Source organism: Pollutimonas thiosulfatoxidans, from assembly GCF_004022565.1.
Taxonomy (GTDB): domain Bacteria; phylum Pseudomonadota; class Gammaproteobacteria; order Burkholderiales; family Burkholderiaceae_B; genus Pusillimonas_D; species Pusillimonas_D thiosulfatoxidans.
In genome coordinates this window covers 3,417,625-3,433,721 of sequence record NZ_CP022987.1, presented here as the reverse complement: position 1 = coordinate 3,433,721, position 16,097 = coordinate 3,417,625, and the positions used below count along the sequence as shown (strand labels likewise).

The window sequence follows — 16,097 nt, the reverse complement described above, 5'->3', positions numbered from 1 at the left end:
CAGGAAATTAGGCGATCGCCTCGCTATCGGCTTGCCGCTCTCCCAGTCGCCGTTTCAGCATTTCCTCCAACTTGGCATCCAGGCGACGATCCAGCGTTGCTGCAATGGCTTTTTCCAGCTCGGACTGCTCGTCGCTGCTGCGCGTCAGGTCGGCGACACGAGCCAGGTCTTGCCGGCTTAGCGACAGCAGCATGCATGGCAGGCGCGTGCGGCACGTGGTCGGGTGCGGTATGCCGTCCAGCAAGGCGAACTCGCCAAAGAAATCGCCCACCTCGAGAACTTCCATGGTCAGCGAATTGCCGTCGGGCAACAGCACCGTACTTTCCACCGCACCACGGGCGATGATGTAGAAGCGACCCTCGGTGGTGCCCTCGATGGCCAGCACAGTGCCCGACTCGACTTCTTCGACGCGCAGCATGCTGCGTATGCGTTCCAGCTCTTGCTCATCGGCCGTCGCGAATAGCGGAATCTTGCGCAAGCGGTCCACGGTGATTCCGACGTCCCGACCTGCATTGACAATGGCGATATCGGACTGCTTCTCCCACATACCGGCATACAGGCCACGATTTGCCAAGAGTTCTTCATGCGTGCCCGACTCAACCAGGCGCCCATCCTGAAACACACACACCATGTCCATGTCCGGACAGGAGTTCAATCGGTGAGTGACCGAGAACAGCATCCGGTCGGCGCTGATGCGGCCCAGGGTTTCGTTGATGGCCGCCTCGGCCTCGGCGTCCAGCGCCGAAGTGGCCTCGTCCAGCAACAGAATTTGCGGATTGCGCAACAAGGCGCGAGCAATCACGATACGCTGGCGCTGCCCACCGGACAGCAGCTTGCCGCCTTCGCCGACATTGGTGTCGTAGCGGTGGGGCAAGGTTGTAATGAAATCGTGGATCTCTGCCGAGCGCGCCGCCTGCTGGACCTCGGCCTCGGTGGCCTCCATGCGTCCGATTCTGATGTTGTAGGCGATCGAAGCCTCGAACAACGTGGTGTCCTGATTGACCACCGCCATCAAGGACCGCAGGCGCTCGTTGTCGACCTGGCGAATGTCGGTGTCGTTAAGCAGGATGCTGCCGCTCATGGCGTCATAGTTGCGCGACAATAGGTTGATGATGGTGCTCTTGCCCGAGCCCGACGGCCCCACCAGCGCGATGCGGCGAGGCGCGGGCGACTCCAGCGTGACGTCCTTCAGGTTAAGGCGGTCGCCGGTATAGCTGAAGGACACATTACGGAATGCCACATGCGACAGGGGCTGATCCAGCTTGTTATCGGCGCTGCCCTCGGGCAGGTCGTCCGGGTGATCCAGCAGGCCATCAATGCGCTGCCAGCTTCCTATGGCCTGGATGGCAGCCGGAAGCAAGGCCGCAATGCCGCCCGCCGCGCCGCCAAACGCCAACAATAAGCCGATATACGCCACGACGACGCCGCCTGACACCGTACCGCTCAAGGACAGTATGGCGCCCAGGCCGATGATGCCCAGTTGCGCGGCACTGATCGCGAAAACGGTAGCGCGCCCGGTCAGCTCACCCAGCAGGTATTGGCGATAGCTGGCATCGTAAATGGTCTTGCTGCGGTCATCGAACTGACTGCGACGATGGTGGGCAAGATTAAGCGTGCGTATGACCGGCAACAACTGCACGGTCTCTTTGATGAAGCCCACCACCTTGCCGTCTTCGACTTTGCGCGCATACGAGGCCTTGATGGCCAGCCGGCCAACCAGCTTGGGCGCCCACAGAGCAATGGCAAGCAAGGTGATCGTTGCGATCGCCATGCGCCAATCCAGTAAGACCGCGGTGATCAAGGAGCCTATCATCAGGAATGCCTTCGAGATGATGCCCGGGATGGCCCGGACGATGGCGTTCTCTACGATGAAGATGTCGTTGGTGAAAAGCGAAACGATATCGCCGCTTTTGAAGCGGCTGAGCGAGCGCGATGACAAGCCCAGCAGTTTGTCGAAGGTGCGTTGGCGTACGTCGTTCAAGGCACGCGGCCCCAGCGTGGAAACGCTGAAGTCGATCGCCAGGCCCGCCGAGGCGGTAACCAGGAACCCGCCTATCAGATAAGCCAGGGTGCGCCAGATAACGTCGGCGCGTTGCGGCGTAATGCCATCGTCGAATAGCTCGTTAAGCCAGATCGGCATCAGCATGGCGTAAGCGGTTTGTATCAATACACCTATGGCCAGGGTGGTGCAAAAAAAACGATATGGGCGTAGCTGCTGTGCAGTCCAGCGCAGGAAAGGCCAAGCGCCCTTGGCCGGCTGCTCGTCTGCCAGCGACTCTTCCCATTGCAACTCCAGCATGGCCTGCGACTTGCCGGTGCCTTGGCGACACACCTCGTCCATGGGTAGGCCCGAAGCCAACGCCCGCGAGAAATCGATCAGCCCCTTGGGGCCATAGGTTTCCAGCATGAATCGGCTGAACGCGCCGACGCGGACGGCATCGCGTTCGGTGCCCGAGCCGGTCGACAGGCGCTTGTGCAAGCCGGCAAGATCACCCGCTTCGGCAACACTGATGCTGCTGGACCCATCGGCCAGCGCGGTCGCATGGCGCAGTATGCCGAGGCCAAAGAAAGACAGCGCGCTCGCAGGCATGTCCAGCCGCTCGACAAGCAGGCGTTCAACCAGACGCCGTGCTGGATCCTCGGCGGGATGTCGACGCGATTCGCCCAGGACGGCGGCCGCCAGCCCCTGGTCGCGCTGCGGTGCAGGCAAACCCAACATGGCACACAACTTCTGCTCCAATTGCTCAAGGCGCCGGGCACGCGGTCGGAACCAGCCTTGGAGCGTAGCCTGCAGTCGTGATTGTGGCGGGGCGGCTTTAACGTTCAGCATGCACGGAAACCTTTTCGTGGGAGATGGGGCTGGAAAGCGCGGCCGCATCCAGCAGGATGCGCGCAAAGTCGGTACTGTGGCTGGCCCAGAAAAAATGCCCGCCATCACAAGTGACCAGGCGGGCAGGGGCACAGGTGACGGTTCTCCACGCCAGCAGCTCTTCTGGCGATACCGAGGGATCGCTACGCAAGTGCATGACGTCGATCGGCAGGCTCAGAGGCGTGGTGTGCCTGTAGCGATAGGTGTCACAGGCTTCCAGGTCTGCGCGCAGGGCTTGCTCCAGACCCAGGCAGCCCCAATCGACGCCATCGCCTCCGGCCATGCCGAAGCGAGCGACTAGCTCGGCCCGTAGTTGCTTGACAGGCAAGCGATACAAAGGCGTCTCGGCCGGCGGCAAACAGGGCGAGCGGAAACCCGAGACGATCAGGCGTGCGGGCCGCAGGGCGGCAGTGGACAGGCGTGCGGCGGTTTCGAAAGCCAGCAAGGCGCCGTAGCTGTTGCCAACGAAAATCAGGGGCTGGAGTGGGGAAGCTGAGGTATCAAGGGCAAGCGCATCGAGCGCCCGAACGATGCCTTCTACGGCATCGGCTACCCGGCGGGGTGGGCCGGCCTCGGTACCGGATGCCTGACGTGGAAGTTGCAGGGCCATGACGCCCACGCTATCAGGCAAGGCGGCTGCCAGGCGCCCAGCCGACAAGGGCGACCCGCCGGCGTGGGGGAAGAACATGAAGGTTGGTTTGCCTTGGGCAGCTTCGCGCAGCCTGACTATCCACTGCCTGCGCGTCGCGCTTATGGCCGGGCTGGTACGCGCCGCTTCGTGCATAAGCAAACATTCCGCCAACTAGTTGTAGCAAGCAGGAATTCTATCAGTTATTGTATCTAAACATCTCTTTTGTATTGACTTGTTTATGCGAGACGCCATGGCGGGTACCGACAACTTTGACGCTGACATGCAAGCCTATGCACGCGATGGGGCGGTATGCCTGCGCGGCGCGTTCGATCAGTCCTGGGTAGCCCTTGCCCAAGAGGGCATCGCGCGCAATATTGAACAGCCCAGCCCCCTTTTTCGGAATCTGGGCAGCCAGGATGGCGGCTTCTTATCCGACATCTGGTCGCGGCGGTATATCTCCGAACTGGAGCGCTTCTGCATGGAGTCCCCCGCGGCAGCCATCGCAGCCCGCGCCCTGCAATCAAGCAAGGTACGCCTGGCCCAGGACACCTGGTTCAGCAAGCTGCCGGGCGCATCGGTACGCACTCCCTGGCATCACGATACCGTTATCGAAGGCCCCTTCTGTTCCATCTGGGTGGCGCTGGATCCCACGCCGCGTACCGCCACGCTGGAGTTCGTGCGCGGCTCACATGCCTGGGGCAGAGCCATGATGCCGCGATCCTATTTTTCGGAGGAAGGTGACGCCGCAGAGCAGTTCTATACCGAGTTTCACGGAGACGCTACCGACGCGGTGCCGCAAGACTACGACCAAGTGCCCGACATCGAAGCCAACCGCAGCGCCTACGACATCATCGGGTGGGAGCTCCAACCTGGGGACTGCGTCCTGTTCGACGCGCGGACCTTGCACGGTGCCCCGGGCAACCACCTTCAACACCCCATACGTCGCTTCGTCACACGTTGGATCACAGACGAGTCGGTGCTGGCTCCGCATGGCAAAGATGTTATCGCTGCACTGGCCGCTGCGGGCTTGCCTGCCGACCTGGAGGTTGGCAAACCGGTGCGCGGCCCCCTGTTTCCCAGCATCACGGTCCTGCCCTAGGCGCCACCCATTTGTAAGAAATGAATGACATGTATGTCAAATATTGACGGGAAACGCTCTGTAGGTATACAGTTTCGTCTCTGTCGACCGGCAGTCGATCCAGATCAATAGCAACACGGCCGCCAGGACGCAGTTCTTTGTAGTTCAACCTTCAGGAGACTCACAATCATGGCTGGTATGTTCCTCACGATCACACGCGCGAATATCAAGGCTGGCAGCGAAAAAGAAGCACGCGCATTGCTGGAAAAATCGCTGCTTCCCAATGACGGCTCCAAGCCTGGCGACCACATTCCCGGTCTCATCGGCTTTGGCCTGATGCGCTCCAAGAAAGATCCCTCCATGTTCGGCCTGGCCACTGTCTGGAAAGACGAAGCTTCGCTTGATGCCCTATCCAGCAACCCCAACGCCAAAACCGGCGGCCACTGGGTTGAGAAATTCATGAAGTTCACCCAAGGCAATGTCCAGGGCGAAGGCTTCTACATCGAAAGCCTGTAACAACTTCTGCGGGGGACGTCCTTGCCGGCATCCCCCGCCTCTCCCGTGCAAGCACAGCCTCACGCCGCACTGCGGCCTATCGAAGACGCCTACCCCCTTACACGGATGCAGCAGGCATTGCTTATGCGTTGCCTCGCCTATCCCGACCAGCCTCTTTACATGGGGCAATGGTGGGCCATGCTGGAGGGCGCTCTGGACGGCGACCGGTTCAGTGCCGCCTGGCAAGCCGCCGTAGACCGCCATACCGCTCTGCGTAGCGGCTTCCATTGGGACTTAAAAGATCATCCGTTCCAGGTCGTACACCGTCAGACGCCGCTGAATGTAAGCGTGCTGGACTGGACCGACCGCGGTGCCTGGCGACCCAGGCTGGACGAGTTTCTGGCAAACGACAGGGCACTGCCCTTCGACATACGCAAGCCGCCGCTGATGCGCATCGCGTTGCTGCGCCTTACACCGACACGCCACATCCTGGTGTGGACCCGGCATCACCTTACGGTCGACGGCTGGTCGCTGGGCATTATCCTGAACGATGTGTTCGCGCTTTATCGTGCGGCGCTGGAGGGCCGGCAACCGGGGTTGCCGCCGGCCCCGACTTATCGTCGCTATGTAGACTGGGAAAAATCCTGCGATCCCGAAGCTGGCCGACGTTATTGGCGGGCCTTGCTGGCCGACGAGGCGCAAAACGAAGAAAGAGCGACAGCCGCCCGACGCGCCTCCACTACCGATACCGCCAGCCCTGTTATCAAGGCCCACCGAACAGATCTGCCAGCCACGCTGGCCAAAGCACTGGACGAGCTGGCCAGATGCACCCACGTTACCGTGAACACCCTGGTTCAAGGCGCGTGGGCGCTGGTACAGGCCCGCCTGCACGACAGCGACACCGTGCTTTTCGGCGCGGTTGAAGCCCTGCGGCCGGCGGCCATAGACAGCGAAAGCCATGCCGGATTGGTCGGTATCCAGATACAGATACAACCCGTACTGGCAAAGGTCGACGAGCGTCCACTGGATGCATGGCTGCGGGCCTTGCAGGCGCAGGCCGCCGCTGCGCGCGATGCCGGCCCGGTGGGCATGGATGACTTGCGCTCTTTGCTTGCGCTCGCGCCTGATGCGCTACCGTTTGACAGCCTGGTAGGCTTTCAGAACTACCCGCTGGACGAAGCCGGTGCGCTGGCGGGCAGCGGATTGACGCTGCTTGAAACCGGCGACGTCACCCTGCCTGATATGCCGCTGAACCTGATGGTAGAGCGCCAGGCAGGCGGTCTGGTGCTGCACTTGATGGTCGATGAGCGTCACATCGACGCCTCAGGCGCCAGGTTGCGGCTGAATATGTTGGCCCACACGCTGGCCAGCCTTCCGGACCAGGCACAAACCGCCGTCCGTGACATAGAGGCCCTACCTGCGGGCATCATGCAAGCTCAGCTCGAGGGCGACGGCGAGACGCCGGCGCTAAGTGCATCGACCGTCATTGACGCCATACTGGGCTATGCAACACAACGGCCCGACGCGCCGGCCGTGGTGCATGGCACCGAACAAATAAGCTATGCAAGGCTGCTAGCCCAAGCCCATGTCATTGCCGCCCGACTGTCAGCAGTCGGTATTGGACGCGGTGACCGGGTAGGCATCCATCTGGAACGCAGCCCTCTGGGTATTGCCGCCATCCTGGGAACCTTGCTGGGCGGCGCCTCTTACGTCCCCCTGGATATGGACGCCCCCACCGAGCGCAAGCGCTACATGGCGACGCAGGCCAACCTTGCCGCAGTCATTGCAATCGGCACGCTGGATTTCGCAGACGCCGCCGCGATCGACGTATCGGAACTCCATGATTTTGCAGCGCCCGCTACGCCGCAGGCGACACCGGCCATGACGGCGCAGCGGCCCCAGGTCTCGGATGAAGCCTATGTCATCTTCACCTCCGGCTCCACCGGCCGCCCCAAGGGCGTGTCGGTCACCCATGGCAACCTGGCCTACCACGTAGCCGCGCGTCTCGCGGCCTATCCCGACAGGCCCAACCGCCGCTTGCTGCTTACCTTCCCTCTAATATTTGATGGCTCGGTAACCGGCATATTCGGCACGCTGGCCACTGGCGGCACCCTGGTGCTGCCGCGCGCTGTCGAGGCCAACGACCCCGACCGGCTGGCGGCGCTGATACGCCGCGAAGGCGTCACGCAAACCATCATGATTCCGTCCCAATGGAGCCTGCTTATATCAGCCGGCGAGCCGACGGATTTCGCGACCCTCCAATTGGCGGTGGTCGCAGGGGAAGCCTGCCCGCGCGATTTGGTCGAACGCCATGGCGCGCGCCTACCCACTGTGGCCCTGTCCAATGAATACGGACCTACCGAAACGACCGTATGGGCCAGTTGGGAAATATGCCGGCCGGGCGACGACGGGCCGGTATCCATCGGGCGTGCCATCCCGGGCATGCGTTGTTATGTGGTGGACAGTCGCGGCCGATTGTGTCCGCCCGAGGTCCCCGGCGAACTATGGATCGCCGGACCAGCGGTGGCCCGGGGTTACGTTGGCCAGCCTGAGCTGACGGCCGAGCGCTTCGTCGCTAATCCGTTCAGCAACGATAAAACGTATGAAACCGCCTATCGTAGTGGCGATCGCGTCACCCGCGGCCGGGACGGCAAACTGCGTTTTGAAGGACGCACTGACGAGCAGGTGAAGATCAGCGGCTACCGTATCGAGCTGCCCGAAATCGAAGCCTGCTTGTGCGAAATGCCGGGCATAGACGAAGCCATTGTTTTGGCGCAGCGCAGTGGCCAGGCAACGCCACAATTGGCGGCCCATGTGGCGGGCGCCCAGTTGCCTTCGCGCGAGGCCATCCTGCGCCATCTCCAGCACTTATTGCCTGATTACATGGTGCCGCAGCATGTGATGCTGCACGATCAGTTGCCACGCACACCGACGGGCAAGGTCGACAAGCGCAATCTGCCCGAAGTCCAAAGGCAGCAAGCCGCCACTGTAGCGCCGCAAGGCGAGCTGGAATGCAGCATTGCTTCGGTGTGGCAAGCTGTACTGAGCTGTCCTGGCATTGGCCGACACGATAACTTCTTTTCTATCGGTGGCCGCTCGCTCGATGCCATGCAAATGGTGTCGCGACTGCGCCGTGATCTGAAGCTGGCGGTCGAACTTATCGACCTGTTCGAGGCCCCGCGGCTGGCCGATTTCGCTGCACGGCTGGCCGGCCGCGACGCCGACGAGGGCCCGGGCTTGCGCAAACGGACACGCACCCGCGTAAACCTGACTCCCGGCGCTGCGCAATGAGCAGCGGCTACATTGCCGCCGCCACTTTCGCGCAGCAGCAACTGCGCTATCAGGATCTGCTGCAGCCCGGCGGATCCGAATACGCGGTTCCCCTGGTCATCAGTATTGAGGGCGAACCCGATCTGAACGCCCTGCAGCGCGCTTTTGACGCCGTGATCGAACGCCACGACGTGCTGCGCGCAGCGCTGCCGCTGATCAATGAAGTGCCCATGCTGGCCATCGCGGATGACCGCTTGATCGAACTGCCGCACATCGGCATCGTGGCAAGCACAAATGATATCTGGCAGCGCGAAATAACTTCGCTGGTCGCCGCCCTGATGGCGCCGCCCTTCGACATGGAGAACGGTCCGCTGGTGCGCGCGGCCCTGGCTCTGCCCGGCAATGGCTCGTGTGCCGAATGCCCGTCGGCGCTGATCGTGATTTTGCACCATGCCATCGCCGATGGCGGCTCGCTTTCGATACTGCTGGACGATTTGGTAGCCGCCTACGATGGGGCGCTGCGCGACACGCCGCCCCAGTGGAGCGAACTGCCGCTGCAATATCCTGATTACGCCGATTGGGAGCAAGATCGCTTTGGTGCCCCGGATGCGCCAGCGCTGGCCGCTGCGATGGAGTACTGGCAGGCTGCGCTGGACCAGGTGCCTGCCGCCCTGGACCTGCCGCTGGATCGGCGGCGCCAGCATGGCGGGACGCCCTCGGGTGCGGCCCAGCGGCTGACCCTGGCGCATGGCGCCGCCCACGCGTTGGACGAACTGGCGCGCCAGCGCGGAACTACGCCTTTTCTGGCATATTTGGCGGTTTTCTTTGCCGTATTGCACCGCTGGAGCGGTCTGGACGATTTGGTGGTCGCCGTCCCGGTGTCCAAGCGCACCCGCCCGGAACTTACCCGGCTGGTCGGCATGCTGGTCGATACCCTGCCGCTGCGCGTGTCCTGTTCAATGGATACGAGCTTTTCCAACTTGCTCGACCAAGTGCGCGTGGCCTTCCATGACGGACTGCGCCACCGGGATGCCCCGTTTCAACGCATCGTCCAGACCATAGGCATCGAGCGCCAGGCGAACGTGCCTCCGCTGATGCAAGTGCTGTTCGGCACGCTGGAGCCTGCCTCGCCCCCGCAGCAGGCCAGCGATGGCACCCGTTTCGCAATTATTGATGACCAGGCGGACCAGGCTGCAAAGGCCGACCTGTCTTTCATCTACCAAACTGGAACCGACCAACTGGACTTATGGTGCCGTTACGACGCGTCGATTTTTAACGCCGGCACGGTGCAGCAACTGCTGGCGTGGTTTGGCACCGTGATGAGGGCTGTGGCTGACGCACCCGGACGGCCGCTGAGCGAACTGCCCTTGATTGATCCGGCCGATGGCCGGGCACTGCTCGCCCAATACAACGACAACCGCAGCGCCTACCCGCGCGAGCACTCCATCGCAGCGCTCTTTTACGAGACAGCAGCCAAGTTTGCGCAACATACCGCCATTGACGACCAGGGGCATCGCGTAAATTACGCGACCCTGAGCGACCAGTCTGCGCGTCTGGCCAGCGCGCTGGCCGCCTCGGGCATAGGCCAGGGCGACGCAGTCTTGCTGGCGCTGCCCATGTCCGCCGACTTCCTTGCCCTGGTGCTGGCATTGCTGCGACTGGGAGCAAGCTATGTACCCCTGGATCCCAGCCACCCTCCGGCCCATCGCTTGCGGCTGGCTGCGTCCATCGGCGCACGCGCCGCGATCGCCCAGGGGGACGATGGCGCAGAGCATGCTGCGTTGATCCTGTTGAGCGTCCAGGGCCTAAAGGATGCCGCCGCCCGCTTGCCTCCCTACGATGGCAAGGAGGTGCCAGCGAACGCCACTGCCTACGTCATGTTTACGTCGGGGTCGACAGGCGAGCCCAAGGGCGTCGCGGTTCCGCATCGGGCCGTCGTCCGTCTGGTCCGCGACACCAACTTCGCGCAATTCGGTCCCGACACCCGTAGCGCCGTCTACTCAAATCCCGCTTTTGATGCCTCTACTCTGGAGATCTGGGCGCCGCTGCTCAATGGCGGCACCGCCGTCGTCGTTGATAAGGAATCCATACTGGATTGCCAGCGGCTGAAGCAGTTATTGGCCCGCGACCGCATCACTCTGCTGTGGGTCACTGCCGGTCTGTTCCAGGAGCTGGCCGGGGTCGACCCGGGTGTATTCGCTGGCGAACGCTTGGTGATGACCGGCGGCGACGCTGTCAACGGCGATGCCGCGCGTGCGGTGTTGGCTGCCGGGGCCGAAACCGGGCTGCGCTTGCTTAATGGATACGGACCGACCGAAAACACCACGTTCAGCACCGTCTACGACCTTGCCTTGCTGGAAGGGGACAGTCTGTCCGTCCCCATAGGGCGGCCCATTGCCAACAGCACCGTCTATATATTGGATCGCTGCGGACAGCCGCTGCCGCCCGGCGTCGTCGGTGAGATCTACGTGGGCGGTGATGGCGTGGCTCTGGGCTATGCCGGCGACCCCATGCGTACAGCCGCTTCCTTTCTGCCCGATCCTTTTGACGATCGCGCCGATGCCCGCATGTACCGTAGCGGCGATTACGGTCGCTGGCGGAACGACGGCACCGTGCTCTTCGCCGGCCGCGCAGACGACCAGATCAAGCTGCGAGGCTTCCGAATAGAGCTGGCGGAGATCGCCACGGCGCTGGGACAGCATCCCGATATACGCAGCGTACATATGGCCGCTCCACGCCAACATGGTGGAGACCGCCAGTTGGTGGCCTATCTCGTTCCGCAGGCCGCTCCGGGTCCCGCCCCGGCCGATCTGCGCGCGTTTCTCGAGGGTCAATTGCCCGCATACATGTTGCCTCATGCCTACGTGGTGCTGGACGCCTTGCCGTTGAATGCAAACGGCAAGGTCGATCGCAAGGCATTGCCGGCGGTTCAGGATCAGCACTACGATAGGGTCGCGGAGCTGGCGCCGCCACAGACCGAAGAAGAGTGCATCTTGCACGGCATCTGGCTGGAGCTGCTGGGCCTGGCTACGGTAGGCATTACCGATAATTTCTTCCATGTGGGCGGAGACTCGATCACCGCCATCCGCATGGCTGCCCGCGCTGCCGCCGCGGGCCTGCCCCTGGCACCCACCGATGTCTTTCAGTTGCAAACCATCAGGCAACTTGCCGAGGCGGCCGCGAACGCGCGGGCACGTGTGCGCCGTGTGGCTCGCGAACAGATTTTCGACGCCGAACTTGTGCCGGCTGCAGCCCACGGTGACCGGGGCTGCGACTTCCTGTTGGCCAGTCTGCGCATGGACCGCTCGGTAACGGTGCTAGAGCTGGCCCTGGCCATGCAACGGTTGGCCGAGCGCCACGATGCCCTGCGCCTGCGATGGGTCAAGGATGGCGAAACCAGCCGCGTCGAGATCATGGCCTACACCGCGCGCCTGCCTATCCGCACCATAGAAGTGCCCGAGCTTGCCGATGCACAATTGCACGACTGGGTCGACGAACATGCGAAGCGCCTTGGACGGGGCTTGCACCTGGAAAGTGGGGTCATGGTCACCTCCACCCTGATCGACCGCGGACCGGCAGGCGGCGCCATTATTGTCCTGGCCCTGCACCGGGCCATCGGCGATGAAACGACCGCTGGCCTGATACTGTCGGAGCTTGACGGTGCATTGAGCACCGGAGCAGCCGTCACCACGCCACTCGAACAGGCCAGCAACCTGGGCCGCTGGCTGAACTGGCTTAGGGATTACGCCGACATCCAAGCTTCGGGCGCAGGCCTGCGCGCGCTTGAAGCAACAGCACATGCTACTGCCCAGCCACTATGGTCCAGCCCGGACGAAGACACCGACCAGATCGTCGCTCGCCTCACGGTCAGCCCCGCCGTTACGGCAGCTTTGCTGACACTTGCACCAACGCGGCTGCGGACTACGCCTATCGATCTGTTGTGTACGGCTTTGGCCCAAGCACTGGAGGTGCATCCGCGGGGCTCGGCCCTGCTGATTGAGGCCATCGACACGCAACGCAACATGCCGTTGGACGCCCCCGCTGTTGACACCTTACCGGGCAACCTGGAGTGCGTGCTGCCGATCGCGGCTCCAACGGGCCCCATGGATCCCATCGAGCACCTGAAAGCCATAAAAATTGCCCGGCAGACTGTAGCACCCGCCGGCCCGGTCTTCCGCGTCCTCGCCCATACCTTTGACCTGCCATCGGCCAGCGTCGGCGTCGCGTGGCAAACTGCCGTCGCCGGCGCTGCAGGCGCCATCGCGCTGCATTCTTCACCGGCATTCAGCCTCTCTGTGCGGGGCATCCTGCTTGCGAGAACATTGGGCGATCAGATTCAGCTTGCCTGGGCAGGGGTCTCGCCCGCTGGCGGAGCCGCTCAGTTGCTCCAGCGTGTGGCGACCGCACTTGAACAGATGGCCCTTGCCACCGAGCATGTTCGGCAAGCCCTGTACACGCCAGCGGACTTCCCGCTGGCTGCTCTTGATGTAAGGGAGTTGGACTCTTTATTGGCGAACACGCCTGAGGTAGCCGACATCTACCCCTTGTCGCCCATGCAGGAAGCGATGTTGGTGCATACGCTGGGGGCCGCGCAATCCGAGATCAACTTCGAGCAAAGCTGCATGCGCATACGCGGCAGGCTGGATCACGCCGCGCTGGCTCATGCGTGGAAGACAGTTATCGACCGCCACGATGTATTGCGTACCGCGTTCCACTGGCGTGGGCTTTCACGTCCTTTGCAGGTCGTGCACCGCTCCACGGCCCTGCCGCTTGAATTTCACCGCTGGCCGGCCTTCGATGCCGCAAGACTGGACGCCTTCCTGGCAGCCGATCGCGCGCAAGGCTTCGATATGACGACCGCGCCGCTGCTCAGGCTGCATGGCATTCAGGTCGCCGAAGACGACCTGTATTTGGTAGCCAGCTTTCACCACCTGCTGGTGGATGGGTGGTGCCTGGGCCGGCTGGAGCGCGAGGTACGCGCGATTTACGAGTCTGTCCGCAGCGGTCGCCCCGCCCTGCTGGATACTCCGGCGCCATATCGCAGCTATATCGCTTGGCTCGCGCAGACCGACAGCGCAGCCGGCAAGAACTATTTTTCCAGCATGCTGCGCGGGCTGCCCGCCGGACGTCGCCTGTATCCGCCCGCACAGCAGGCCGCCACGGGCTACACAAGCACCAAATTGGCCTTGTCGCGCGAGGCAACGCGCGCGCTGGTAGCCTTTAGCCGCAGGCGCGGCCTGACGCTTGCCGCCGCGATTCACTTTGCCTGGGCCGTATGGCTCTCCAGCCGGCTGGAGAGCCAGGACGTCACATTCGGTACAACAGTCAGCGGGCGACCTGCAGACGTACCGGGCGTCGAAAGCATCGTCGGCCTGTTCATCAACAACCTGCCCGTACGGTTGCAACTCGATGCACACACCACCATCGGCCAATATCTGGCGCAATTGCACACCCTGCTGGGCCAACTGCAACAACATGCCCACCTGTCCGGGGCTGATATCGCGGAAACGGTCAGTACCAAGGCCGGTTCCGGGCCGATCTTCGATACTCTGGTCGTCGTCGAGAACCTGGCTTCCGGAACCAGCGCCTGGGCCGGCGCTGAAGGACTGACCGTAGAATCAGTACAGTCCCGCCTGAAGACCGCCTACGACCTGACTTTTATTGCAGTCCCCGGCGACGCCATGGTGCTGTCCGTGGTGCAACCGGACGATGACCGCGAACACGAGAGCGGTTCGGACATCCTGGCAGCACTCGCCGCGATACTGACAGCGCTGCCCACCGCGGCCGATCTCCCCATTGGCCATCTGCCCCGTCCCACCGGCATGCACAGAGTGGTACAGCTCAACCCCGTTGTCGCCCAGACACTGCGCTTCTCCACCCGGCCGCGAAGCACGCTGGAAGCGCGCATCACCGCCATCGTCGCCGACCTCATCCCCGCCGAGCCGCAACACGGAGGCAATGCGAATGGCTACGAACTGGACACGGAGTTCTGGCAACTGGGCTTGACCTCGCTGCAGCTTAGCCAACTGGCCTTGCGGCTGGGGCAGGCGCTGGAGAAGCCAGTTCCGATATCGCTGTTGCTAGAACACCGCTCCATCGCGGCCCTGGCTCACGCCATACAAGCAGGGCAAAGCTGGTCGCCCGTCGTCGACATGAGCGGCCGGCAAGCTGAAGAAGGCCCTTTCGAGCCCTTTATCTGCGTACATCCAATCGCTGGAGACGTCAGTGTGTTCCTGGATCTGGCGCGTGCCATGCCGCCCCATATACCCTTGTGGGCTATCCAGGCACCCGGCCTGGAAGAGGGCCAGACCCCGCTCGACAGCGTTCAGTCGCTGGCCAGCGCCGGCCTAGAGGCGCTGGCCGCGCGCGGACTGGCAAGCCCGCGCTGGATCGGCGGCTATTCTTTCGGTGGCATCGTCGCATTCGAAATGGCTCGCCAGCTTGCCGATCAGGGCCGCGCCCCGGAGCGCGTCATCATCCTGGACACCCCGGCACCACTGCAGCGTGCTTCCATCCTGAGCGGGGACGCCGCGCAGGCCGACGCACAATGGCTGCTCAGAATGGTGGATGTACGCGCTCGCTTTCAAGACGTGGATACGCCCATCACCTTGGACGAACTGGTGGCCGCACCTGCAGCGCAGCGCTTCGAGCTGGCGCTGGCGCGCTCGCATGCCGCCGGTCTGATACCGCCGGCAGCCACAGTGGAGTGGCTGAAGCGCGTGCACCATTGCAGCTTGGTGCAATATGCAGCCTATCTGGCCTACCAGCCGCAACCAGGGGACAACCGCGACTTGCGGTTGGCTATTATCAGGGCGGCGCACCCGCGCGCCGGCGACCTCAGCGACGCGGAGGCGCAGCAATTGGCCATGTCGGCAATGGGCTGGCAAGCGTATACCGATGCCGAGATTCCCGTGTGCGAAGTTCCCGGGGATCATGTCAGCATGCTGGGGCCAGACATTGCGCAGCAAGTGGCCGCCGCCATTTCTGATTTACTGCAGTGTGATCAGGCAGCAAGCCGCAACGCAAGGGCAGCAGAATAGCCATCGGGAACCGCTAAGGAACAAAAAGCACAGGGGCCGTACTCGCCGGCGATCACCTGGACTCCGTCACACGTGTCGCCGTCCTGGCCAATACCCGTATCCAGTGTTGCAAAGTCCAGTTGCAGCCCTTGCCCCACCGCCTTGGATACCGCTTCCTTGGCGGTCCAGGCAAAAAAGAAGGCGGCAATTCTGGCCTGGTCGGGTAGTTTTCGCCAGCGCTGCATTTCGGCGGGAGACATGATAATTTCCGCCAGCGAAGCCAGGTCGCGCGGTGCGCGCATGCGCTCTATGTCGACGCCCACTTCATACCCTTGCGCCACGGCGATCAGCGCATAATCGCCCGAGTGAGCCACATTAAAGTGGCTGTCGCTGCTATTTTCCAGCAATGCAGGCTTGCGAAATTTGCCGTACTGGAAGCGGATGTCAGCTGCCGCCGTATTCAGCCGTTCGGCCAGTAGAAGGCGCAACACCGCACGCACTTGAACGAAGGTATCGCGTGCCGGTTGAGCCAAAAAAGTGTGGGCACGGTGTTGCTCGTCGGCGGAAAGCACCTGCAGCAAGGCAGCGAGTGTGGCAGAGCAGTCGGTCAGCTTCCATTGCCAGATGTGGCAGTTGCCCTGGCCGACCCTTACCATAGTGGGCTGCAAGCTATCGATACACCGCAAATGGTCAGTTTCCATTGAAGTCATTATCTGGCCCGGATTGCATAATGCG

7 protein-coding genes are annotated in these 16,097 nt (G+C 62.8%); 4 read left to right on the top strand and 3 right to left on the bottom strand.

The window, feature by feature from the left end:
* Nucleotides 1-7: 7 nt before the first annotated feature.
* Both CKA81_RS16505 and CKA81_RS16500 read right to left on the bottom strand, forming a co-directional pair.
* Nucleotides 8-2,830 carry an ATP-binding cassette domain-containing protein gene (locus CKA81_RS16505; RefSeq protein ID WP_164878435.1) on the bottom strand — a complete coding sequence of 941 codons (2,823 nt, stop codon included), beginning with the start codon at nucleotides 2,828-2,830 and terminating at the stop codon, nucleotides 8-10.
* Nucleotides 2,817-3,653, bottom strand: coding sequence for a thioesterase II family protein (locus CKA81_RS16500; RefSeq protein ID WP_128356280.1), 837 nt, complete (start codon nucleotides 3,651-3,653; stop codon nucleotides 2,817-2,819). The genes CKA81_RS16505 and CKA81_RS16500 overlap by 14 nt, the downstream gene beginning before the upstream one ends.
* 85 nt (nucleotides 3,654-3,738) lie before the next feature.
* Here CKA81_RS16500 and CKA81_RS16495 point away from each other — a divergent pair, with 85 nt between their 5' ends.
* From CKA81_RS16495 to CKA81_RS16480, 4 genes are all read left to right on the top strand, one after another.
* On the top strand, nucleotides 3,739-4,599 hold the full coding sequence (locus CKA81_RS16495; RefSeq protein ID WP_228255748.1) for a phytanoyl-CoA dioxygenase family protein: 861 nt from the start codon (nucleotides 3,739-3,741) through the stop codon (nucleotides 4,597-4,599).
* A gap of 168 nt (nucleotides 4,600-4,767) precedes the next feature.
* Nucleotides 4,768-5,094, top strand: a complete 327-nt coding sequence (locus tag CKA81_RS16490) for an antibiotic biosynthesis monooxygenase family protein (RefSeq protein ID WP_180015982.1) — start codon at nucleotides 4,768-4,770, stop codon at nucleotides 5,092-5,094.
* Between the two features lie 21 nt (nucleotides 5,095-5,115).
* A complete protein-coding gene (locus CKA81_RS16485; protein WP_128356279.1) occupies nucleotides 5,116-8,364 on the top strand; it encodes a non-ribosomal peptide synthetase in 3,249 nt (1,082 codons plus the stop codon).
* A complete protein-coding gene (locus tag CKA81_RS16480; RefSeq protein WP_128356278.1) occupies nucleotides 8,361-15,383 on the top strand; it encodes a non-ribosomal peptide synthetase in 7,023 nt (2,340 codons plus the stop codon). Before CKA81_RS16485 ends, CKA81_RS16480 begins: the two co-directional genes overlap by 4 nt.
* On the opposite strand, the gene CKA81_RS16475 is transcribed toward CKA81_RS16480, so the two are convergent.
* Nucleotides 15,347-16,063, bottom strand: a complete 717-nt coding sequence (locus CKA81_RS16475; protein WP_164878434.1) for a 4'-phosphopantetheinyl transferase family protein — start codon at nucleotides 16,061-16,063, stop codon at nucleotides 15,347-15,349. The genes CKA81_RS16480 and CKA81_RS16475 overlap by 37 nt on opposite strands.
* Nucleotides 16,064-16,097: the final 34 nt, after the last annotated feature.